The organism is Dyella sp. (assembly GCF_035685885.1).
GTDB lineage: Bacteria > Pseudomonadota > Gammaproteobacteria > Xanthomonadales > Rhodanobacteraceae > Dyella.
In genome coordinates this window covers 1-23,474 of the sequence record NZ_DASRZX010000099.1, presented here as the reverse complement: position 1 = coordinate 23,474, position 23,474 = coordinate 1, and the positions used below count along the sequence as shown (strand labels likewise).

Genomic DNA, 23,474 nt, shown 5'->3' with positions numbered 1-23,474 from the left:
CGGGTCGTTCCGGGTGCTTCCCGGTGCGTCATGTGCCTGGAAGCGGCAAGCTCGCAGTTCGCGCTGCTTGCTTATCGAGCTCGGTGCTGCGCGCCTGCTGTTAGGGGAGTTGCTTGGTTTTTTCTGGTCCGCGGCAGGATTTCCTGCCCGCGTACATGTCGACGCGCTTGGCAAATACCGGTGGAACTCTTAAGTTCCGCGTCTCAATGGCATGTAAGTACCGGAGAGCCTGATGGCGAACGAAGTCGTCGATCATGGCCGCCGCCGTTTCCTCACAGCGACCACGGCCGTGGTCGGAGGTGTTGGAGTCGTCGCGGCAGCTGTGCCCTTCATCAAATCGTGGGAGCCCAGTGCGCGGGCCAAGTCCGCGGGTGCGCCGGTCACGGTCGACATCAGCAAGATCGAGGAGGGCCAGAAGGTCACCTTCCCGTGGCGTGGTCTCCCGGTCTTCGTGGTCAATCGCACCAAGGCCCAGCTCGATGCGCTGCCCAGCCAGGACAGCCGCCTGGTGGACGCCAAGTCCGATCAGGGCTCGGCCGAGCAGCAGCCCAAGTACGCGCAGAACGAAGCCCGCGCCATCAAGCCCGAATGGCTGGTGCTGGTGGGTCTGTGCACCCACCTGGGCTGCGTGCCGGACTTCGTCCCCGTGATGAAGCCCGAGCCGTTCGATCCGGATTGGAAGGGCGGCTTCTACTGCCCCTGCCACAAGTCGCGCTATGACATGTCTGGCCGCGTCTATGCCGGCGTGCCGGCACCGAAGAACCTCCTGGTGCCTCCGTATCATTTCGTCGACGACACGCACATCCAGATTGGCGTGGATCCGAAGGAGGCCGGCTAATGGCCAACGTATTCACGCGTATCGGCGATTGGTTCAATGAGCGTGCGCCGGGCTTGATGCCCATGTACCGCAAGCACATGACCGAGTACTACGCGCCGAAGAACTTCAATCTTTGGTACTACTTCGGTTCGCTTGCCCTGCTGGTGCTGGTCAACCAGATCGTCACCGGCATCTTCCTCACCATGAACTACAAGACGAGTGCGGCGGAAGCCTTCAACTCGGTCGAGTACATCATGCGTGACGTGGAGTGGGGCTGGCTGATCCGCTACATGCACTCCACCGGCGCCTCGCTCTTCTTCGTGGTGGTGTTCCTGCACATGTTCCGTGGCCTGCTGTACGGCTCGTACCAGAAGCCGCGCGAGCTGGTATGGCTGCTCGGCATGCTGATCTTCCTGGCGCTGATGGCCGAAGCCTTCATGGGTTACGTGCTGCCTTGGGGCAACATGTCGTTCTGGGGCGCAAAGGTGATCATCTCGCTGTTCGGCACCATCCCGGTGATCGGCGGTGGCCTGGTCGAATGGATCATGGGTGACTACCTGCCGGCGGACGCCACGCTAAACCGCTTCTTCGCGCTGCATGTCATTGCGCTGCCGATCGTGCTGTTGCTGCTGGTGGTGCTGCACCTGGCCGCGCTGCACGAAGTGGGCTCGAACAATCCGGACGGCGTCGACACCAAGCATGGTCCGAAGGGCAATCGCTGGGATCCGACCAAGCCGGCCGACGGCATTCCTTTCCATCCGTACTACACGGTGAAGGACCTGTTCGGTGTTGGCTTCTTCCTGATCATCGCGGCGTTCATCATCTTCTTCGCGCCGACCTTCGGTGGCTGGTTCCTCGAGCACGACAACTTCCTGCCGGCGAACAACCTGGTGACGCCGACGCACATCAAGCCGTCGTGGTACTTCACCCCGTTCTACGCAATCCTGCGCATGATCCCGTCGTTCTTTGGTACGGCCTTCTGGGGCGTGCTGGGCATGTTCGGCGCCATTGCATTGCTGTTCCTGCTGCCGTGGATCGATGCGGGCAAGGTGCGTTCCATTCGCTACCGCGGCACGGGCTACAAGGTGGCGCTGATGTCGTTTGCCGCTTCCTTCATCGGGCTCGCACTCGTGGGCGCAGGTGTGGTTGGCGAGAAGCTGGTCGAATGGGCCCCCTCGGATGCGACCTTCTGGGAAAACGCCTTCGGTCGTGTAATGACGGCCATCTACTTCGGGTACTTCGTGTTCCTGTGGTTCTACACGCACCTTGGCTGGGAAAAGACCAAGCCGGTGCCCGAGCGGGTGGTGTTTGACCATGACTAAGCGACATTCCCCGATGAAGAAAGCCATCTATTCGTTTGCGCTCGCCGTGGGCCTGCTGGTCGGTGCCACGTCGATGGCGTCGGCCGAAGAGGGTCATCTGGCCTCAGCCGGCACCAACATTCGCGACCAGGCCTCGCTGCAACGTGGCGCCAAGCTGTTCTTCAACTACTGCGTGGGTTGCCACTCGCTCAAGTACGTGCGCTATTCGCGGATGGCCGAGGACCTCGGCCTGAGCGAAGACGAGGTGATGAAGAACCTCAACTTCACCGGCGCCAAGTTCGGCGACCCGGTGATCTCGCACATGCCGGAAGACCTGGCCCAGCAGTACTTCGGCAAGGCTCCGCCGGATCTCTCGCTGGAAGTGCGGGCCAAGGAAGAGGGCGCCGACTGGGTGTTCGGTTACCTGAACTCCTTCTACGTGGACCCGACTCGCCCGGTGGGCTGGAACAACACGGTCTTCCCGAATGCCTCCATGCCGAACCCCTTGTGGGAACTGCAGGGCGTGCAGACGGCGGTAAAAAAGGAAGGTTCCGACGAGGTGGAAAAGCTGGAACTGTCACAGCCGGGCAAGCTCACGCCGGCCCAGTACCAGCAAGCCACGCGTGACCTGGCCACGTTCCTGGAATACGTGTCCGAACCGGCAGCGCTGCAACGCCAGCACTACGGCATCTGGGTACTACTCTTCCTGGCGGGCTTCACTTTCCTCGCATATCTGCTAAAGAAGGAGTACTGGAAGGACGTCCACTAAGGGGCGCCCCTCCAGAGCCTGAGGTACGGCGGCCCAGTGCCGCCGTTCTCGCTTAATGTCGATGGGGAGATCGCGCATGGTCCAAAGCGCTCGTTCGCGTACCGCACTCACCCTGTACACCACCGCGGACGGCATCCAGTGCCACCGCACCAGGCTGGTACTTGCCGCCAAGGGCGTCAGCTACGAACGGGTGCTGGTGGATCCGGCCAAGCCCCCGGAAGATCTGCTGGACCTCAATCCTTACGGCACCACGCCGACCCTGGTCGACCGGGACCTCACCCTCTACAACACGTCGGTCGTCTGCGAATACCTGGACGAGCGCTATCCGCATCCTCCGTTGATGCCGATCGACCCGCTGTCCCGCGCACGGCTGCGGTTGGCCGGCGTCCGTATCGAGCTGGACTGGTTGCCCGAAGTGGACCTGATCAAGGCGGGTGGCCGCCCGGCTGATGCGGCCCGCAAGCGCCTGCGCGAGCATTTGCTCGCCTCCCTGCCGCTCTTCAAGGCATCCAGGTTTTTCCTCAACCCCGAGATGAGCCTGGCCGACTGCCTGGTAGCGCCCGTGGTGTGGCGCCTGCATTGGCTCGGGGTCGACCTGGGACGCGAGGGCAAGCCCATTCTGGATTACGGCGAACGACTGTTTGCCAGCCAAGGCTATGTCCGCAGCATGACGGCCGAAGAGAAAGCCATGCGGACATAGGGTCGCCTGCTGGGCGCTCCGTTGGGGTTTGCAGGGCGACGGGCTGCGACAACTCGCCCCGGCTTCCCATTACACTGCCTTCATCTTTCGACCAGGCCCAGGTCAGTTCCATGGGCCGGTTTCCAGCAGGTTTTTGAATGACCGACGACAAGCTACCGCCGATGAGTTCCAATCGCCCCTATCTCCTGCGGGCGATCTACGACTGGATCAGCGACAACAACCTCACCCCGTATGTACTGGTGGATGCCGGGCGGGAGGGAGTGCGGGTGCCCCCGCAGGTGATCAAGAACGGGCAGGTAGTGCTGAATCTGGCGATGCGCGCGGTGGCAAACCTCGATCTGGGCAACGACTGGATCAGTTTCCAGGCGCGGTTTTCGGGCGTCAGCCACAACATCCATATTCCCGTACAGGCCGTGCTGGCGCTCTATGCACAGGAAAACGGGCAGGGAATGATGTTCCCGGCCGATGAGGGCGGGGACAACCCGCCGCCGTCTGATCCGGATGACACGCCGCCGCCGCCCGAAAGCGATCAGGCAAGCGACAAACCCAAGCGCAATGCGCCGTTCCTGCGCGTTGTGAAGTAAACGCCGACGGCCGCCTCAGTGCAGGCGGCTGTCCCTGTGCAGGCGGGGGCGTAGCGGCACGACGTTGCTCTCCGTCGGCCGAGGCTCATGCTCGGCCAGGAGGCCGGGCAAATGGCTATGGATCGTGGGAAGGCTGAGGCCGCTCAGCATCTGGCCGATCAGCCACAGCCGGCCCGGTTCCCGATCGTCTCCATCGACGCTCACTTCAAAGGTGTAGCAGCGCTCCAGCAGCAGGCGGCCGCGGTCGCGGCGCATCCGCAGGCTGCGCAGCCCCACACTCTCGTCCAGCAGTTGCAGGCCGTGCTGGCGGCATTGCAGGCGTGCCTCGCGGATCGCCTGTTCGCGCCCGCGGCTCAGCTTCAGCCAGCTGCCGATGATGGCGAGCAGCGCAAGCAGGAGGATCAGGTCGGGAAGGTCACTCATGGGGCGAGAGTGTAGGCGGGAGGCTGGTCTTGCAAGGCATTCTGCCTGCTTCTGCGTCAAGACAAAGTCGGCCCGAACCAGGGATGTCGGGCCCGTTTGCCGGAAACGTCTTCGCTTCAGTCAAGCTGCAGTCGGAGCGACAGGTCCACTGCGCGTACATGCTTGGTCAGGGCGCCTACCGAGATGAAATCCACGCCCGTACGAGCGTATTCGCCGATGGTGGTCAGGTCCACGTTGCCGGAGATTTCCAGCTCTGCGCGTCCCTTGGCGATGGCGACGGCCTCATGCAGCAAGGGAAGGGTGAAATTGTCCAGCATGATGCGGTCGGCGCCGGCATCCAGCGCCTGGTGCAGCTCGTCGAGGTTCTCCACCTCGAGCTCCAGCAGCAGGGAAGGGTGCAGTCGACGGGCCGCGTCAGCCGCAGCACGGATGCCACCCGCGGCAATGATGTGGTTCTCCTTGACCAGGATGGCGTCGTACAGGCCGACACGATGGTTGTGGCCACCACCGCAACGAACCGCGTATTTCTGCGCCAGCCGCAGGCCAGGCACGGTCTTGCGGGTGTCCAGTACGCGTACGCCGGTGCCCGATACGGCCGCCACGTAGGCGGCAGCGGTCGTCGCCGTTCCCGAGAGCAACTGCAGGAAGTTCAGTGCCGAACGTTCGGCGCTGACCAGCGCGCGGGCGCGGCCATGAAGCCGGCATATGACGGCGCCCGCCTGGACGTGGTCGCCATCGTGAACGGCCCAGTCGATGGTGGCTTCCGGGTCGAGCGCATGGAAACAGGCATTGAACCAGTCGATGCCCGCCATGACTGCGTCCTCGCGACAGGTCAGCGTGGCACTGGCGGAGCTGTCGGTGGGCAGCAGATCGGCGGTGGCATCGCCGCTGCCGACGTCTTCGGCAAAGGCGCGCTCGACGTCCGAGCGGATCAGGTCGGACGGGGGCGGAACAAGTTGGCTTGGGGTCATTCGATAGCGGGGCTGTTCGCCGTGGCAGGCTGGCTCAGTCGACCCACGATGGCATCCAGTGCGCGGTCGAAGAGGGCGGTGGAGTCGAGCACGCGTGCCGTGCCGCTGGCGAGTGCCTCGGCAAGCTCATTCGGCGAGTAATCGGCCACCTTCAGCCCGCGACGGTTCACGAACAGGTAGCGACCGCTCATCGGGCTGATCCACGACAGCTTGGCGCGCTCGATGGTTTCAGGGCCGGAAACAAATTCCAGCCAGGTGCCCGGCTTGAGTTCGGCCACCAGTCGCATTTCGGGCGTATCGAGCACCGGTTCGGCTTCCGGCGCGGTACGCGCCAGTTCCGCTTCGGATTCCGCGATCGGCTGGATGCTCTCGGGGATTGGCAGCGAGGTGGACTCTTCCACCGCCTGCACGTCGGCCTCCGGCACGGCCTCGCCCAACTGATGACGGTAGTAGATATGCAGCTGCGCCAGCAGGCGGTCGATGTCGCTTTCCTGGAATGCGACATTGGCAAGGCCGCGGCGCAATGCGCGTTCGATGCCCGGCAGCATCTGGCGTAGCGCACGGCGCTCGTCGAGCGTGCGCGCGGGCTTGGTGCTGTCGATGAAGTCGTTGGCAAAGCGCAGGGCATCGCGGAATTCCGACGACTCCTCGCCCTGGCGCAGGATCGTCAGGACTAGGTAGTTGGCCCAGGCGCGCGACAGGATGCCGTGGATGAGTGGCGGCAGCGTATGGCCGTCTATACGGCTGAGAATCTCGCGGGCGGCGCGTCGACGTGCCTGCTCAAGCTTTTCGCGGCCGCGGGTCGATTCGGCGACACGCTGCTCGGCCAGCTCGGCGCGGCGACGGCTGATGTCCTGGAACTCCTGCAGTTCGACGCACAGGCGCTCGAAGATGCTGAGGTCGTCGTCGAAATCCTGCAGCAGGCGATCGACGATGGATTTGACCTTGTCGTGCAGGCGATGGTCGCGATCCGACTCGGCCGACCAGCCCTTGGCGGCGTCGGCGAGGTTGTCCAGCAGGCGGCGGGCCGGATGCTGGCGATGCGCGAACAGCTTGCGGTCGAGAATGGCCGCCTTGAGGTATGGAATCTGCAGGCGCGCCAGCAGGACCTGCATCTCGGTCGGCAGGTTGCGGTCTTCGAGGATGAACTCGAAGAGCATGCCGACCAGGTCGATGGTGTCCTCGTCGATCGTCGAGACCTGGCTCGGCTTTTCGCCGCGCAAGGAACCGATCTGGGCCAGCAAGTGTTCCTTCAACTGCTGCACTTCGCCAGCAAGTTCCACGGCGTTGCTGGCGGCGTGCAAGGGAAGCTGCTGGCTGATCGCCGCCTGGCTCTGCAGCACGCTCAGTGCGCCGATCAGCTCGTTGGCACTCGGAAGCTGCAACGCGCCTGCCGGCAGGCGACCGCCGGAGGCCGGCATGCCGCGGCGTGCGCTGAACAATGTACGCAGCGTCTGCAGCAGTTCACCGGATGCGCCGCTCTCTTCCTCACCCAGGAATGCAGTTTCGTCCTGGGCCTCGCCAGTCGCACCCGCGTTGCCGGCAGCCGAGGCGCTACCCGCACGGGATGCGCCGCCGTTGCGCAGCACTTCATGTCGAAGCTGCGGCAGCACGCCGGCACGGACCAGCTCGGCGTTGATTTCCTGATAAAGCTCGTCCAGCGAGGCCAGCACGTAGCGATCGAACAGCTTGTAGATGATGAGCTTGACGCGCATCTCCGCGCTCAATTCGCGCATGGCCTGGCGAAACGCCTGCGACAGCGCCGCGGGGCCCACCGGGTTGGTGCCGTCTTCGATCTTCAAGCCGCCGTAGATGACCGACAGGCGCTGGTTCACGGCGAACAACTCGCGCGTCAGGCGCGTTTCGTTCTTGCCGATCATGCTGGTGATGGCCAGCGATTCCTCCAGCTCGTTGTCGGCCACGAGCGAAAGCTCGACCGATCCAACGGGCAACGGGGAGCCACCTGGCGATGTATTGCGGAAGTTCGATGCGAAGTCGCTGAGCTCGCGGGACACCTGCGCAAGGAAACTGCGCTCGACGATCGGACGGCGCTTGCGCACCTCGCGCATGCCATCGAAATAGTGCATCTGGGCCGCGTTGTTCTCTGCCTTTTCCGCCAGATCGAACAGCGCGTCGTCGACATGCTCGAACATGCCGTTGATCAAGATCTGCAGGCGACGCCCCGCGATGTCCCGGACGGTGTTCAAGAGGGCGCCTCCGCGCTCGCTGGACGGGTCCAGGCGCTGGGTCAGGCTGACGATATTGGATGATTCACTGGCGTCTTTCATCGCCACACCCCTGAAGTGATGCCGACGTGCGTTCAGCCCATTCCGACACTTACGCCCACGTACAATAAGGTAAAGCCCTACACGCTGTCATGCACCACGTCGATATATGTCGACGCGTTCACAAGTGGAGGGGCTGACCCGGGGAGGGCTCAGGCGGCGGCCGGGAAATCCCGCAGTTGGACCGTGCCGATGCCTTCTTCGGGCAGCATGACCGGAATGCCGTCATCGACCCGGTAGATCACCTTGCGGTCAGTGGTGACCAACCCCTCGGAAAGAGGGGCCTGGACGACCGTTCCTGCCACGTTTTGTACCTGCCCCTGGCCGATCGCGGTGTTGAGGGCGTCAAGTTCGGCACGGCTGAGGGGACGGACCGGGACCTTGCTGACCGGGCAGCAGAGGATGTCGAGCAGGCGTTTATCCATGGGGAGCGAGATCGTGCCGAAACGCGGAAAGTCCGTACAATAGCCCCTTTTGGATGGCTTGGGTCATGACCTCGACTTCCCTCCCGCCGCGCGTGGGCGTTGTGATGGGCTCCCGCTCGGACTGGGAAACCATGGAACACGCGGCCAATGTGCTGGCCGAACTGGGTGTTGCGCACGAAGTGCGCGTGGTTTCAGCGCATCGGACGCCGGACCTGTTGTTCCAGTACGCCGAAGAGGCTGTCGGTCGTGGCATCCAGGTGATCGTGGCTGGTGCGGGCGGCGCAGCCCATTTGCCCGGCATGCTTGCGGCCAAGACCCGCCTGCCGGTGTTTGGCGTACCGGTCCAATCCAAAGCACTCAACGGGATGGACTCGCTGCTGTCGATCGCCCAGATGCCGGCCGGCATTCCGGTGGGCACGCTGGCCATCGGCCGCGCCGGCGCCGTGAATGCCGGGCTGTTGGCGGCCTCGGTGCTGGCGCTGCATGACGAGTCCCTGTCCAAGGCGCTGGATGCCTATCGCCGCCGCCAGACCCAGAGCGTCCTCGACTACCCGGATCCCCGCGCGTGACCGCTGCCCGTCGCCAGCCTGTCCTTGGCATTCTTGGAGGCGGCCAGCTGGCACGCATGCTGGCGCTCGCCGCCGCGCCGCTGGGCGTGAAGAGCCTCGTCGTGGACAGTGCCGCGGACGCGTGCGCGGGGCAGGTTGCGCCGCTCGTGGTGGCCGACTGGACAGACTACGAGGCGCTGGATCATTTCGCCCGGCAGGTCGACGTGGTCACTTTCGATTTCGAGAACGTGCCGGCCGAGACGGCGCACTGGCTCGCCGAGCGCGTAGCGGTATTTCCCGCGCCTCGCGCGCTTGCGGTGGCGCAGGACCGGCTCGCCGAAAAGACCCTGTTCCGTGAGTGCGGCCTCGGTACGCCGGACTTCAAGGCCATCGATACCCGTGAAGAACTCGGTCAGGCGCTGGCCGTGATCGGCACGCCAGCCATCCTCAAGACGCGCCGCCTGGGCTACGACGGCAAGGGCCAGTTCCGCATCAAGTCGCCGGCGGATGCCGATGCGGCCTGGGCTGCGCTGGGTGCACAGGCGTCGGCCCACGGCCTGATCCTGGAGGCATTCGTTCCGTTCGATCGCGAGTTGTCGGTGATCGCCGTGCGGTCCCGCGATGGCGAATTCCGCACCTGGCCGCTGACCCAGAACTGGCACACCGATGGCGTGCTTTCGCTGAGCCTGGCACCCGCCCCGGCCATCGCCGGGCTGCAGGAGCGCGCCACCGGGCTGGCGCGCACGCTGGCGGAAAAGCTCGAATATGTCGGCGTCTTTGCACTGGAATTGTTCGTCAAGGACGGCGATCTGCTGGGCAACGAGATGGCTCCGCGCGTACACAACTCCGGTCACTGGACGATCGAGGGCGCGCTGACCAGTCAATTCGAAAACCATGTGCGTGCCGTGCTTGGCCTGCCGCTCGGCGATACCTCGGCGCGCGGGCTGTCGGCCATGTTCAACTGGATTGGCGAGCTGCCGGATGCAGCGCCCGTGCTGGAAGCTGTCGATGCCCACTGGCATGACTACGGCAAGCAGTCACGACCAGGCCGCAAGGTGGGCCATGCCACGGTGTGCGCGCCTGATGCCGCCCAAATGGTCGGGCGCTTGAGTGGCGTCGCCCATGCGCTGGGTCGCGATGAACAGGCGGGGCCGGCTGTCGGCGAGCTTCAAGTACATCGTTGAGTGCACTTGCAGGAGCACCCTGTGCGCGAAATGCCTACGGCGGCGGTGATGCGATAACTCCTGATCGCACAGAGGGTGCACTCGTGCGGACGGCGTAGTAACACCAACAAAAAAAGCGGGGCCGGATGGCCCCGTTTTCATGGCTGGATCGCCGGAGACAATCAGGCCAGGTTCTTGGCCGCGAAGTCCCAGTTCACCAGGTTCCAGAACGCCTCGATGTACTTCGGGCGGGCGTTGCGGTAGTCGATGTAGTAGGCGTGCTCCCACACGTCGCAGGTGAACAGCGGCTTGTCGCTGCCGGTGATCGGCGTGGCGGCGTTGGAGGTGTTGACGATGCCGAGCGAACCATCCGGGCGCTGCACCAGCCATGTCCAGCCAGAGCCGAAGTTGCCCACGGCGGACTTGGCGAATTCTTCCTTGAACTTCTCGACCGAACCGAACGCCTTGGTGATTGCATCAGCCAGCTTGCCGGTCGGCTCCTTGCCACCATTGGGGCTGAGCGAGTTCCAGTAGAAGGTGTGGTTCCAGACCTGCGCCGCGTTGTTGAACACGCCGCCTGAGGACTTCTTGATGATGTCTTCCAGCGCGGCGTTCTCGAACTCCGTGCCCTTGATCAGGTTATTGAGGTTGGTCACATAGGCCTGATGATGCTTGCCGTAGTGAAACTCCAACGTCTCCGCGGAAATATGCGGTTCAAGCGCGTTCTTTTCGTAGGGCAACGGGGGGAGTTCGATCGCCATGTTGTGGCTCCTGGGCGTTGGCTGAGGAAGGGGCGTCGGGCGGGAAATGCGGCCAGGAGGCCGGCTTCCGGTGCACGACTGATACACTACGGGTCTACCTGCATTGTAACGATGAACAAGCCGACTTATGGATGTTAACGAGCGAATCAAGGCCGTGCTGGCCGAACACGCCATCGTGCTCTTCATGAAAGGCACGCCTCAGTTCCCCATGTGCGGCTTTTCCAGCCGCGCTGCGCAGGCGCTGAAGGACGGCGGTGCGCAGTTTCATTCGGTGAATGTTCTCGCTGATCCGGAAGTGCGCGCCGCGCTGCCGCACTACGCCAACTGGCCGACGTTTCCGCAGCTGTTCATCCAGGGCGAGCTGATCGGCGGTTGCGACATCATCGAGGATCTCAAGGCTTCCGGTGAATTGGCACGCATGGCGGCCGACGTGGAAGGGGCCGGTTCCTGATGGCGCTTCCTCTTGTTCATTTGCCGCAGGGCTGGCAGCCGGCGGCGGGTTCGCTGGCGGGTCGGGTGATCCTGGTGACGGGCGCCTATGGCGGCCTGGGCGCAGCAGTGGCGCGCGCGGCATCGCGTGCGGGCGCCACGGTGGTGATCACGGGGCGGCGCAAGCGCCAGCTCGAGCAGCTCTATGACGCGATGGTAGGAGAGGGTCTTCCAGAACCCATCATCCATCCACTCGACATGGAAGCGGCCACGCCGCGCGACTACGAAGCGCTGGCCGATGGGCTGGAGCGTGACTTCGATCGTCTCGACGGCATCGTGCACGCCGCGGCGAGTTTCAACGGACTCACCCCTCTGGCGATGCACAAGCCGGACGACTGGCTGCGCGCATTGCACGTCAACGTGTCCGCACCGTTCGCCCTCACCCAGGCGTGCATGTCGCTCCTTGGCCGCGCGCCGGACAGTTCCGTGGTGTTCGTGCTGGATGATCCGCAACTCATGCAGCGCGCGCACTGGGGCAGCTACAGCGTGTCCAAGGCCGCGCTTGAGAGGTTCGTCGAGGTGTTGCATCAGGAGACGGAGAAGACGCCGCTGCGCGCGCATGCGCTGTTGCCGGCGCCCATGCGCACCACCTTGCGCCGCGCGGCCTATTTTGGCGAGGACACCATGATCCATCCCCTGCCCGATGCCACGGCTGTGGCGGCAATCTATCTGCTGGGCGAGCAGGGCAAGGCAGCGCGTGGCGCCGCGCTCGACCTTCGTGTCGACGCATGATGATGTCGTTGCGGGAGCATCGCTGAGATGGAAACGCAGATGACGACGCTATCGGCGGCGATACTGCTGTTCCTGATCATGGATCCGCTGGGCAACATCCCGATCTTCCTCAGTCTGCTCAAGGATGTCGCGCCCAAGCGCCGCCGTTTTGTGATGGTACGGGAACTGCTGATCGCGCTGGCGGTGCTGCTGGTGTTCCTGATCGGCGGACAGCACATCCTCAAGGTGCTGCAGCTGCGCCAGGAGTCAATCAGCATTGCGGGCGGTATCGTGCTGTTCCTGATCGGCATCCGCATGGTGTTTCCACCGGCTGATGGCGGCGGGATCTTCGGCAAGCCGGGAGAAGGTGAGCCATTCATCGTGCCGATGGCGATTCCCGGTGTCGCAGGCCCCTCCGCGATGGCGGCGCTGCTGCTGCTGACCAACACCCAGCCGGGACGCACCGCGGATTGGGCTATCGCGCTGATTGGCGCATGGCTAGCCACGGCGGTGATCCTGCTGTTTTCCACCTATCTGTTTCGTTGGCTTGGCGAAAGCGTACTTACGGCGCTCGAACGCGTGATGGGCATGTTGCTGATTGCGCTGTCGGTGCAGATGTTCCTGAGCGGCATTGCGGCTTATCTGCACCTGGCTGTTTGAAACGAGCGGCTTTTTGCCTACGTGACGTTTCGGACCTTTCCGCATAACCTTGCTGTCATAATCCGCAACCAGCATTTGGGGTAAATCCCAGGAGGCGGTCATGCTCAGCGTTGAACAGACCCTCACCGAACGTCTGCCATGGTTGGCGCAACATCCCCTGATCCGCCGGCCAGTGGCCGGCATGCTGGGCCGGCTGGCCGATGAGGATGGTTTCAACCGCACGTTGACGGCCATCGGTGAAGCGGAAGGCTTCGATTTTGTCGAGCGGACACTCGATTTGCTCGGCGTCAGCTATTACGCCAATCCACGTGAGCGCGAGAACATCCCGGTGGAAGGTGGCGTGCTGATTGTCGCCAACCATCCTCTGGGCATGGTCGATGCGCTGGCGCTTCTGCAGCTCGTGGGTTCCGTGCGCAGCGACGTACGCATCCTCGCCAACGATTGGCTGATGTCCATTACCCAACTGCACAAGCTGCTGTTGCCGGTCGATGTGTTCGGCAAGGGCGCAACCTCGCGCATGCGGGACATCTATCGTGCCGTGGACAACGGCGAGGCGTTGATCGTGTTCCCCGCAGGCGAGGTATCGCGCGTGCGTCCGGATGGCGTCCGCGACGGAGGCTGGTCGGATGGCTTTGCGCGGCTGGCTTTGCGCAACAAGGTGCCCGTACTGCCCATCCATGTGGCGGCACGCAATTCGGCCATGTTCTATGGTTTGTCGATGCTGGCCAAGCCGTTGAGCACCGCCATGCTTCCGCGCGAGGCCATTTCGCCCGTGAGTCGTCGCATCGGTTTCAGCATTGGCGCGCTGGTGGGGGTCGAGGAACTGGAACAGCAGTCCGGCGGTTCGACCAAGCGTCTGGCCAAGCTGATGCGTCGCCACGTGTACCGCGTGGGCCGCCATCGGGGCCTGGTCTTCGGTGGCCAGGCACCACTGGCGCACCCGGAGCCGACGGAGCGGATCACCGCGGAACTGCAGGCGCACGCCGAGAAACTCGCTGACCTCAACGACGGCAAGCAGGTGTTGTTGTTCAAGGGCGCTTCGGACAGCGCCGTGCTGCGCGAAATCGGTCGCCTGCGCGAGCTGACGTTCCGCAAGGTGGGCGAGGGCACGGGCGCACGTCGCGACCTTGATGCCTACGATCCGCATTACGAACACCTGGTGTTGTGGGATCCCAAGGCGCTGCGCATTGTAGGCTCCTATCGTTTCGGTCATGGCGGACGGTTGATCGCCGATCGGGGCATGTCCGGCCTGTACACCTCCAGCCTGTTCAACTATTCGCCAGCGCTGGAATCCCGCCTGGCGCAGGGCCTGGAGCTGGGGCGCAGTTTCATCGCACCGGCCTATTGGCGCTCGCGCGCGCTCGATCAACTGTGGCAAGGCATTGGCCTTTACCTGCAGCGTCATCCGGAACTGCGCTATCTGTTTGGTCCGGTGAGCATGTCGGTGAGCCTGCCGCGCGAGGCTCGCGAGTGGATTGCCGCCGCCCATCAGCATTATTTCGGGGCGCCGGGTCTTGCATCCGCGCGGCAGCCCTTCGTGGTATCGCCTGCCGTCATCGATCTGGTGCGGGACGCGCTGAGCGGGCTGGATCCGGCAGCGGGCCTGGGCAAGCTGAAGCATCACCTGGATGCCCTGGGTGTCAGCTTGCCGGTGCTTTATCGCCAGTATGTGGACCTTGTCGAGCCGGAGGGCGTGCAGTTCCTCGACTTCGGCGAGGACCCCGGTTTCTCTGGGTGCGTGGACGGCCTGGTAATGCTCGACCTTGCCACGCTCAAGCCGGCGAAGCGCGCCCGTTACCTCGGCAAGTGAGCTTAGGTGGGTCGCCGCACGCACTTGCGGCGGCCTTGGACAACGGGTGTAACCTCCCGGTGTCGCTTTTTTGTTCACGCCGTGATCGAACGGTAAATTTCCTGTAAAATACTTATGTGAACCTTACGCAGTTGGCTGTCGCAAGGGGGGTTTCATAGCGACGGCCAGCAGCGTTCAACTGATTTCGTAATTTTCTGCCCGATTTTCCGATCGGGCTTTTTTTACGCCCGGAGAAAACGTTTAAAATTACGTTAAATGGCATGAAATTGCGTTTTTACACAAATAGTTGCGCGATATTTTTCGATATTTCGAAAGATATTTCTGCCGGGCGCTAGCTCCTCATCCCCAAACCCGTTTGCAGTCGCCCGAGGGCGGGCGGCTTACCCAAAACTTTGCAACCTCTGGAATCGACGATGATGAAACGAAACCACCTTTCCATGGCGATCGCTGTCGTGTTTTGCATGGCTGCCGGCTCCGCCGTGGCCCAGGACACCAGCCAGGACACCACGCCGGCCGCCAACAAAGAGGTGACACAGCAGCGCACCAGCGTGTCGAGCACCTCCAACACCACCAACTCCAACGACACCAAGCGCGTGCAGGAGCTGAACACGGTGACGGTGCAGGCGCAGAGCCTCTCGCTGGGCGGCGGCCTGATGTCGGTGCAGACGGCCCCAAAGGCGGTTTCGACCATCAGCCGCGACGCCATCGTCAAGGCGCCGCCGGGCAGCAACTTCACCCAGATGATCGGCAGCATCCCGGGCGTGAATGCCTCGACGGATGACGTGACCGGTCTGTCGGACGGCAACTATTCGATCCGCGGCTTCAACTCGAGCGAAATCGGCGTGACCGTCAACGGCGCCCCGATTACCGACACCGGCAGTTATGCCGTGTACGCCACCGAGTACGGCGATTCGGAGAACTACGGCGACATCACCGTGCTGCAGGGCACCCCCGATGTGGACATGCCGGACTCCGGCGCGGCGGGCGGCCATATCGCCTGGGCAACCATCGACCCCTCGCACACCGCCGGCGTGGACTTCACGCAGTCGCTGGGTTCGCACGACTACCGTCGCACCTTCGTGCGCCTGAATACCGGCGACACCGGTCCGGTGCGCTCCTGGCTGTCGTACTCGGACAACTCGGTCGACAAGTGGCGCGGCGCCGGTGACCTCAATGTCACCAAGGTGGAAGGCAAGTCGCTGTGGACCATCGATGACAACAACTCGGTGAGCGCCTCGCTGCAGTACAACCGCGAAGTGCGCAACGGTTACTACAGCGTCGGCAAGGCGGACGTGGCCAAGCACGGCTACTTCTACGACTACGACACCACCTATACCCCGGGTGACAGCCAGTACTACCAGTTGCACACCAACCCGTTCCGCAACTACATGTTCAGCCTGGACGGCGAGTTCAAGCTGACCGACACGCTCCGCCTGTCGGTGGTGCCGTACTTCCAGTACGGCGATGGCGGTGGTGGCACCGGCAACTCGTTCTTTGCCGAGACCACCAACTCGACGCTCAACCAGTACGAAAGCGCGAACCAGGACTTGAACCAGGACGGCCAGATCGTGACCGGCCCGAACGGCAAGAAGGCGCTCGTGTACGGCTTCAGCCGCAGCACCACGTACCGTCCCGGCGTGATCGCCAAGTTCAACCAGGACCTGAGCATGGACAACGCGCTCGAGTACGGCTTCTGGTACGAGCGCGCGCGCCAGCAGCAGAACGATCGCTTCAGCATGGCCAGCTATGCCACCGGCGTGCCGAACAACACCTGGGGTGATTCCGACTACGTGCTGTATCCCGATGGCCAGATCCAGAACGCCTACGAGGAATACACCACCACCGAGGTCAAGAAGGGCTTCATCACCGATACGTGGACGCCGAACGACCAGTGGCTGCTCACGGCCGGCCTGGCTTACCTGTACGTCGACCGCTCGGGCTTTGCATTTGAGCAACCGGGTTCGGAAGGCGGTTACGCCAAGGCCTTCGGCGATGCCGACCTGACGGGCACGTATCACAAGTTCACCCCGGCGGTGGGCGTGAAGTTCTCGCCGAACGAGAACAGCCAGATCTACTACGGCATCGGCGAAACGTTCCGCGCACCGCCGAATGGCGCGGTGTTCCTCAACCAGATCACCGGCACCGCGGCCAACAAGCCCGAGTCGGCCTGGAACAACGATCTTGGCTATCGCTACTACAACGATCGTTTCTCGGCCAACGTGATGCTGTATCACAGCAACTTCAACAACAAGACCATCTCGGCCAAGGACCAGCTGACCGGCGAGCCCGTGTACACCGAGATCGCCCGCGTGAAGCAGCAGGGTTTTGCGGCTGAAGCCAGCTTCAACATCACCGAGGCCTGGAAGATCTACGGCCAGTACACCTACACCGATGCCACGGTGGAGAGCGACCTCAATGCGGGCAAGAACAAGGCCGGCATGTACGTGTATTACCCGACCGATGGCAAGCAGTTGTTCAACACGCCGCGCAATCTGGGCTACCTGCAGTTGAGCTACGACCACGGTCCGCTGTGGGCAAGCGTGTACGGCAACTTCAAGAGCTCGGTATACGGCGACTTCATGAACACCGAGAAAGTGGGCGGCTACAGTACCTTCGGCTTCAACGCCGGTTACCGCTTCGACGATTTCTCGAGCTGGTTCCGCAAGCCGTACATCAAGTTCAACGTGTCCAACATCACCGACCATCACGCGTTCACCAACGCCAACAACGCTGGCGCATTCCTGGCCAGCAATGCGGCGGGTTATCTCGGTCCGGACGGCAAGCCGCTGGCCACGTCCGCCCCGTACTACTCGCTGCTGGAGCCGCGCACCTTCATGGTGACGGTGGGAGCCTCGTTCTTCTGATACCTGGCTACATCGCAGCACAACGAGACCGGCGCCGCGAGGCGCCGGTTTTTTTTGGCGCAAGAAAAAGTCGCGTCGGCCCTCACCGCGAGATATCGCGGGGTGTCGCCGCAAGAATTGTGAGTAATTCGTCAAAAAGTTACGAAATTGTAATATAATGCGCCTACATTCGTCGTGATGAGCTTCGGCTGGCGGCTTGGTTAAGCTCCCCGGGGTTCATCAAATAATTCAGGGAATCAGCCACTTAAGACGGTGGCGGAGGGGCATGGGACTCCTCTGTGCTGATCCCGTGCCTTTTTGCGAATCTCTCAGGGGTTGAATCTCGATGAACCATAGTTTGCGGACCAAACTTTTGCCGGTGGCCATCGCCGCCCTCTTGGCGGCATCGCCCGTCTTGGCCCAGGACACCTCGTCCTCGATCAGCGGCCGCGTGGTGGATGGCAACGGCCAGCCGGTTGCCGGCGCCACCGTCCAGATCGTGCACGAGCCGTCGGGCACCACCAAGACCACCACCACCGACGCCAGCGGCCGCTACTCGGCCCAGGGCCTGCGCGTGGGCGGTCCGTTCGACGTAAAGGTCGCCAAGGACGGTACGCAGTCCGAGCAGGACAATGTCTACCTGCAGCTGGCTACCGACACCGCGGTCAACGTGACCATCGGTGCGCAGCAGGCGGCGACCAATCTGGGCGCCGTGACCGTCACCGGCCTGGTGGCCGCACAGACGTTCAATGCCGACAACAAGGGCCTGTCGACCAACGTGTCCGGCCGCGACCTCAAGATGGTCCCGTCGCCGAGCCGTTCCATCCAGGACATCGCCCGTCTCGACCCCCGCATCGCGGTCACCGACCGTGGTGATGGCTCCATGTCCGCCATGGGCATGAACAGCCGCTACAACAAGATCACCGTCGATGGCATCGGCGCAGGCGATCCGTTCGGCCTCAACTCCAACGGCATGCCGTACCTCGGTTCGCCGGTGTCGGTCGACACCATCGCCGAGTACAACCTGTCGACGGCCAACTTCGACACCACCTCGGACACCGTGGGCGCGGACATCAATGCCGTGACCAAGAGCGGTACGAACGAGTTCCACGGCTCGCTGTACTACGCCTACCGCAATGCCGACGACATGGTCGGCAATGCCGGCTGGATCAAGAGCGGCGACCGCGGCTACAAGGGCTATGACCGCGACTGGACCGGCGGCGTGACGCTGGGCGGCCCGCTGATCAAGGACAAGCTGTTCTTCTTCGCCAGCTACGAGAAGCAGAAGACCATCGGCCTGGGCAACGACTCGGCCAACGGCCTGGACACCTCGCTGACCGGCACCTCGACCAGCAACAAGATCTCCCCGAGCGACCTGCAGCGCGTGATCAACGCCGCGAACGCCCTTGGCCTGCATCCGGGTGACTTCAGCGGCGGCGGTGTCGACCTCGACAGCAAGCGCTCGCTGGTGAAGCTGGACTGGAACATCACCGACAACCACCGTTCGAGCCTGGCCTTCCAGCGCACGAAGGAAGTGCAGCCGGTGATCCAGGGCAACAGCGCCAACGCCATCGGCCTGACCAGCTACTGGTACACCAAGAACAGCGACACGAAGAACTACTCCCTGCAGTTCTTCGACGACTGGAACGAAGTGTTCTCGACCGAGACGAAGATCGGCTACAAGGACTTCAGCCAGGTGCGCACCGTGCCGTGGCAGCAGCCGCAGGTCTTCATCAACCTGGGCAAGGACAACAACGGCAAGCTCAATGGCGCCTCGCCCTATATCGACCTGGGCGAAGACCAGTACAGCGACTACAACCAGATCCAGACCAAAACCTGGAGCATCTTCTCCGCGGCGACCCTGTATCTGGGCGACCACACGCTGAAGGGCGGCATCGACTTCCAGCAGGACAAGATCTACAACCTGTTCGGCCGCACGCAGTTCGGCGCGTACACCTTCTGGGGCATCGATAACTTCGAGAAGGGCATCTACAACCAGTTCGACCTGTACCAGCCGGCGCAGGGCTACTCGTTGGATGACGTTGCCGGTGCCTGGACGCTGCGTCGCTACAGCTTCTTCCTGCAGGACAACTGGCAGGTCACCGATCGCCTGGCGGTGCTGTACGGCTTCCGCGTGAACCGCTACTCGACCAACGACAAGCCGGTCTACAACCCGACGTTCGAGAAGACGTACGGTTTCCGCAACGACCAGACGATCGACGGCGCCACCATGGTCGAGCCGCGCGTGTCGTTCAACTACGCCTTCAACACCGAGCTGCAGACGCAGCTGCGCGGTGGCGTGGGCCTGTTCCAGTCCAATCCGCCGACCGTGTGGATGACCAACCCGTACCAGAACAACGGTATGACCGTGGCCACCTACTCGATCCGCAACAGCGGCAACCTGCCGGTGGGCCCGGGCACGATCTATCCGGGCTTCAGTCCTGATCCGTTCGCCCAGAACGTGCCGCCGCCGTCCAACACGCAGATGGCCGTGGACACCATCGCGCCGAACTTCAAGCTGCCGTCCGTGTGGAAGGCCAGCCTGGCGATCGACCGCGAGCTGCCCTGGATGGGCCTGATCGCATCGGCCGAATACGAGCACGTCAAGGTTCGCGATGCCATTTGGTACAAGAACCTCAATATCGGTGCGCCGACCGGCGTGCTGCCTGATGGCCGCTACACGTACTACAAGAACATCTACGGCGGCCCGACCGGCAACACCAATCGCGCCAACGCCAATAACAAGTTCTCGGTCAACACCACCGAGCTGGACAACACTGGCAAGGGTTACTCCGATGCGTTCACGCTGTCGCTGAAGAAGCCGTTCGCCGATGAGTGGGCGGCCAGCCTGGGCGTGACCTTCGCCAACGCGAAGGAAGTGAACCCGGGTACCTCCAGCCAGGCGTCGTCCAACTACAGCAACAACGCGTGGGTGAACCCGAACGAAGACGTCGCCAGCACGGCCAACTACGCGGTGAAGCAGCGCGTGACGGCGTCGATTGCCTGGTCGCACGCCTTCTTCGGCAACTACGCCACCACCATCAGCGCGTTCTACAACGGCCAGACCGGCCAGCCGTACAGCTGGGTGTTCGCCAACGACGCCAACGGCGACAGCTACAGCCGCGACCTGGCCTATATCCCGCGTCCGGGTGAGGTGCAGTTCCAGGCCGGTACGTCGCAGAAGGCGATCGACCAGTTCTACGCCTTCATCCAGCAGGACAGCTACCTGAAGGATCACCAGGGCCAGATCGCCAGCCGCAACGGTACCCGCGCGGCCTGGACGAACCAGCTCGACATGAGCTTCAGCCAGGAAGTGCCCGGCATCTTCAAGGGCAACAAGGGCGAGATCCGCCTGGACGTCTACAACTTCCTGAACCTGCTCAACAACGACTGGGGCCAGCAGCTGTACGTGCCGTTCCCGTATACCCGCAACCTCGCCAGCTTCGCGGGCGTGGACCCGACCACCGGCAAGTACATCTACAGCCTGCCGCTGGATGCGGACAAGAACTACCAGCCGGGCACCAAGGTGGTGTACGACGCCGGTCGCGACATCAAGACCAACGTCGTCTCGCGCTGGTCGGCCATGCTGACCCTGCGTTACACGTTCTAAGCAGGATCTTGCTCTAGTTGCACCAAAGCCGGCGCCTGAAAGGGCGCCGGTTTTTTTTGGAGCGTGCACCCCAGGGCTTGTAGGCCCGTGTGACCCTAACCGTCATTCCCGCGAAAGCGGGAATGACGGTAGGTAATACCGGATTAACGCCCATTCGCGGGTGCGGCACGCGAGCTTGACCCTGTCATGCCTGACGCGGGAAGCTACACGGTCCGCTGCGTTTTGCACGGACGATCGAGCCGCGAGGGCGCGGCGAGGAGATTGGTTCAATGAATGACGTACAAACCGGCAAGTCCGGTCGCCCGGCCACCGTCAGTGCGCGGATTTCCCCCGCCGGTGGCCTGGATATCCTTTCCCGCAACGAAGTGGCGCGTCTGCGCGACGCCAGTGGTTCGGGACTGCACGCCTTGCTGCGCCGCTGCGCGCTGGCCGTGCTCACATCCGGCAGCATGAGCGACGATCCGCGCTCCATCCTCGAGCAGTATCCGGACTTCGACATCCAGGTGCTGCAGCAGGATCGCGGCATCAAGATCGAACTGACCCACGCACCGGCACAGGCCTTCGTCGACGGCCAGATCATCCGCGGCATCAACGAGCTGCTGGTGGCCGTGGTGCGCGACATCGTCTACGTGTCGACGCAGATGGAGCAGGGCAATTTCGACCTCGACGACAGCGTCGGCCTTACACACGCGGTGTTCGAGATCCTGCGCAACGCGCGCATCCTCAAGGCGCAGATCGACCCGAACCTCGTCGTTTGCTGGGGCGGTCACTCGATCTCGCGCGACGAGTACGAATACACCAAGCAGGTGGGTTACCAGCTGGGCTTGCGCAGCATGGACATCTGCACGGGCTGCGGCCCGGGTGCGATGAAAGGCCCGATGAAGGGCGCCACCATTGCGCACGCCAAGCAGCGTCGCCGCAATAACCGCTACATCGGCATTACGGAGCCGGGCATCATCGCGGCCGAATCGCCGAACCCGATCGTCAATCACCTGGTGATCATGCCGGACATCGAGAAGCGCCTCGAAGCGTTCGTGCGCATGGGCCACGGCATCATCGTGTTCCCGGGTGGCGTCGGCACGGCGGAGGAAATCCTCTACCTGCTCGGCATCCTGCTGCACCCGGACAACGCGGGCGTGCCGTTCCCGCTGATCCTCACGGGTCCGAAGCAGTCGGCCGCGTACTTCGAGCAGATCGATCGCTTCCTGCGCCTCACGTTGGGCGACAGCGTAGCCGAGCACTACCAGATCATCGTCGACGATCCGGCGGCCGTGGCGCGCGCGCTGGTTCGCGGCATCGACAAGGTGCGCAACTACCGCCTGGACACCAAGGACGCGTTCTTCTTCAACTGGGCGCTGGCCATTCCGTACGCGTTCCAGCTGCCGTTCCGACCGACGCATGAAGCGATGCGCGGCCTGGCGATCCATCGCGATCGCCCGCGCCACGAACTGGCGGCAGACCTGAGGCGTGCGTTCTCGGGCATCGTGGCCGGCAACGTCAAGGAAGAAGGCCTGCGGGCCATCGAGCAGTACGGCCCGTTCAATATCGATGGCGACAGCGACATCATGAAATCGCTGGACGAACTGTTGAAAGCCTTCGTATCTCAGGACCGCATGAAGCTGCCCGGTGGCACCGCCTATGTGCCGTGCTACCGCGTGCTTGCTGTCGAGCCTGCGCACTGAGGGTTTTCAGGGCAAAAACGTCTTGACAGCCCGACGCTGGATATTCAAACTATCCAGCTCACCCCGCCCGAATAGCTCAGCTGGTTAGAGCACTTGACTGTTAATCAGGGGGTCGCTGGTTCGAGTCCAGCTTCGGGCGCCATATTTAACAAGGCCTTGCAGCGATGCAGGGCCTTGTTTTTATCTCCGCCTTTCATCCGTGGTGCCACTGTGGGTCCGCGCGGGGAAGCGGCGTCGAAGGGACCTCAATGCGTTTTAGCCAGGGGGACCGAGGGGTACGAGGGTGATGAGCGCGCGTTCGATCATCAGATACCCCTTCGGAAATTTGCGGTAAAAACAATTCGCGGCCTTGTCGCTGTCACTTTGATATACCGCCGCTGTATCGCTAGGCACTCAATTTGATACAGCGGCAAATGTGCGAGCCGCTCAGTAATCCGAGTGCTCGTCCTCGACGTGGCCGTCCTGTGCTGATGCCCACTCGGCCAGCGCGTCGTATCTGCCATCCTCTGCCTGCGCTCGCATGAGGCTGACGGCCATGAGGGTTATCTCCGGCCCAGCCTTTTCGAATAGCGCGCCAGCTCGCGTCTCTAAACGCTCCGCCGCATGTTGCATGCGGACATCAATGCCTACGTCGGAGTAGCAGGCACGCCAAGCGTTTCCGGACCCGCTGCCATCGAGGCCAGCCCGTCAGCGCAATTTCCAAATGAACCTGAGGTGCTCGTTGGCACCAAGCCGCCGCCGGCATTTCAATAAGAAGCTGTCATTCCGTGGCGGATGGCGTTTGCGTCGTGGGGATGCCACTTCCAAAGGGGATTATGGCGGTAGAGGAGATGCATCCAGCTAAGGCCCCGGCGAGTTGCGAAATCACGAAGCCAGCGACGTCCTGAGGGCGTATGCCCGAGAAGGTTTGAGTTAGGGCGCG

The 23,474-nt window shown here is 63.0% G+C and carries 19 protein-coding genes and 1 tRNA gene; 15 read left to right on the top strand and 5 right to left on the bottom strand.

What is annotated here, in order from left to right; translation table 11 throughout:
- Positions 1–232: 232 nt before the first annotated feature.
- From petA to VFG49_RS11970, 5 genes are all read left to right on the top strand, one after another.
- Positions 233–838 (top strand): ubiquinol-cytochrome c reductase iron-sulfur subunit, encoded by a 606-nt coding sequence (gene petA / locus VFG49_RS11990; protein WP_324860769.1) that lies wholly within the window; start codon positions 233–235, stop codon positions 836–838.
- Entirely contained in the window at positions 838–2,139 is a 1,302-nt protein-coding gene (locus VFG49_RS11985; protein WP_324860767.1) for a cytochrome bc complex cytochrome b subunit, read from the top strand. Before petA ends, VFG49_RS11985 begins: the two co-directional genes overlap by 1 nt.
- The gene (locus VFG49_RS11980) at positions 2,132–2,887 is read left to right on the top strand and encodes a cytochrome c1 (protein ID WP_414649118.1); all 756 of its coding nucleotides are present in this window, start codon (positions 2,132–2,134) and stop codon (positions 2,885–2,887) included. The genes VFG49_RS11985 and VFG49_RS11980 overlap by 8 nt, the downstream gene beginning before the upstream one ends.
- 76 nt (positions 2,888–2,963) lie before the next feature.
- A complete protein-coding gene (locus VFG49_RS11975; RefSeq protein ID WP_324860765.1) occupies positions 2,964–3,587 on the top strand; it encodes a glutathione S-transferase N-terminal domain-containing protein in 624 nt (207 codons plus the stop codon).
- Positions 3,588–3,724: 137 nt separating this feature from the next.
- Complete coding sequence (locus tag VFG49_RS11970; RefSeq protein WP_324860763.1) at positions 3,725–4,171, top strand: ClpXP protease specificity-enhancing factor; 447 nt, start codon at positions 3,725–3,727, stop codon at positions 4,169–4,171.
- 15 nt (positions 4,172–4,186) lie between these two features.
- On the opposite strand, the gene VFG49_RS11965 is transcribed toward VFG49_RS11970, so the two are convergent.
- From VFG49_RS11965 to VFG49_RS11950, 4 genes are all read right to left on the bottom strand, one after another.
- On the bottom strand, positions 4,187–4,594 hold the full coding sequence (locus VFG49_RS11965) for a DUF3301 domain-containing protein (protein WP_324860761.1): 408 nt from the start codon (positions 4,592–4,594) through the stop codon (positions 4,187–4,189).
- A 116-nt stretch (positions 4,595–4,710) separates the two neighbouring features.
- A complete protein-coding gene (gene nadC / locus VFG49_RS11960; protein WP_324860759.1) occupies positions 4,711–5,565 on the bottom strand; it encodes a carboxylating nicotinate-nucleotide diphosphorylase in 855 nt (284 codons plus the stop codon).
- Positions 5,562–7,853 carry a DUF1631 domain-containing protein gene (locus VFG49_RS11955; RefSeq protein ID WP_324860756.1) on the bottom strand — a complete coding sequence of 764 codons (2,292 nt, stop codon included), beginning with the start codon at positions 7,851–7,853 and terminating at the stop codon, positions 5,562–5,564. Before VFG49_RS11955 ends, nadC begins: the two co-directional genes overlap by 4 nt.
- A 149-nt stretch (positions 7,854–8,002) precedes the next feature.
- Positions 8,003–8,275 (bottom strand): Trm112 family protein, encoded by a 273-nt coding sequence (locus tag VFG49_RS11950; RefSeq protein WP_324860754.1) that lies wholly within the window; start codon positions 8,273–8,275, stop codon positions 8,003–8,005.
- A 65-nt stretch (positions 8,276–8,340) separates the two neighbouring features.
- Between VFG49_RS11950 and purE the strand changes: the two genes are divergently transcribed.
- Both purE and VFG49_RS11940 read left to right on the top strand, forming a co-directional pair.
- The gene (gene purE, locus VFG49_RS11945) at positions 8,341–8,844 is read left to right on the top strand and encodes a 5-(carboxyamino)imidazole ribonucleotide mutase (RefSeq protein ID WP_324860752.1); all 504 of its coding nucleotides are present in this window, start codon (positions 8,341–8,343) and stop codon (positions 8,842–8,844) included.
- Positions 8,841–10,007 (top strand): 5-(carboxyamino)imidazole ribonucleotide synthase, encoded by a 1,167-nt coding sequence (locus tag VFG49_RS11940; RefSeq protein ID WP_324860750.1) that lies wholly within the window; start codon positions 8,841–8,843, stop codon positions 10,005–10,007. Before purE ends, VFG49_RS11940 begins: the two co-directional genes overlap by 4 nt.
- 161 nt (positions 10,008–10,168) lie before the next feature.
- Here VFG49_RS11940 and sodB read toward each other — a convergent pair whose 3' ends face one another.
- On the bottom strand, positions 10,169–10,747 hold the full coding sequence (sodB, locus tag VFG49_RS11935; RefSeq protein ID WP_324860748.1) for a superoxide dismutase [Fe]: 579 nt from the start codon (positions 10,745–10,747) through the stop codon (positions 10,169–10,171).
- Between the two features lie 127 nt (positions 10,748–10,874).
- On the opposite strand from sodB, the gene grxD reads away from it, so the two are divergent.
- The 8 genes from grxD (at position 10,875) to VFG49_RS11895 (ending at position 22,694) form a co-directional block, all read left to right on the top strand.
- Entirely contained in the window at positions 10,875–11,198 is a 324-nt protein-coding gene (gene grxD, locus VFG49_RS11930; protein ID WP_324860746.1) for a Grx4 family monothiol glutaredoxin, read from the top strand.
- Positions 11,198–11,968 carry an SDR family NAD(P)-dependent oxidoreductase gene (locus VFG49_RS11925; protein WP_324860744.1) on the top strand — a complete coding sequence of 257 codons (771 nt, stop codon included), beginning with the start codon at positions 11,198–11,200 and terminating at the stop codon, positions 11,966–11,968. The genes grxD and VFG49_RS11925 overlap by 1 nt, the downstream gene beginning before the upstream one ends.
- Positions 11,969–12,007: 39 nt before the next feature.
- Complete coding sequence (locus VFG49_RS11920; protein ID WP_324860742.1) at positions 12,008–12,607, top strand: YhgN family NAAT transporter; 600 nt, start codon at positions 12,008–12,010, stop codon at positions 12,605–12,607.
- Between the two features lie 100 nt (positions 12,608–12,707).
- Complete coding sequence (locus tag VFG49_RS11915) at positions 12,708–14,417, top strand: lysophospholipid acyltransferase family protein (RefSeq protein ID WP_324860740.1); 1,710 nt, start codon at positions 12,708–12,710, stop codon at positions 14,415–14,417.
- Between the two features lie 437 nt (positions 14,418–14,854).
- On the top strand, positions 14,855–17,281 hold the full coding sequence (locus VFG49_RS11910) for a TonB-dependent receptor (RefSeq protein ID WP_324860738.1): 2,427 nt from the start codon (positions 14,855–14,857) through the stop codon (positions 17,279–17,281).
- A 325-nt stretch (positions 17,282–17,606) separates the two neighbouring features.
- Positions 17,607–20,870 (top strand): TonB-dependent receptor, encoded by a 3,264-nt coding sequence (locus VFG49_RS11905; RefSeq protein WP_324860736.1) that lies wholly within the window; start codon positions 17,607–17,609, stop codon positions 20,868–20,870.
- A 269-nt stretch (positions 20,871–21,139) separates the two neighbouring features.
- On the top strand, positions 21,140–22,552 hold the full coding sequence (ppnN, locus tag VFG49_RS11900; RefSeq protein WP_324860734.1) for a nucleotide 5'-monophosphate nucleosidase PpnN: 1,413 nt from the start codon (positions 21,140–21,142) through the stop codon (positions 22,550–22,552).
- Positions 22,553–22,617: 65 nt separating this feature from the next.
- Positions 22,618–22,694: transfer RNA gene (locus tag VFG49_RS11895), tRNA-Asn, on the top strand.
- Positions 22,695–23,474: the final 780 nt, after the last annotated feature.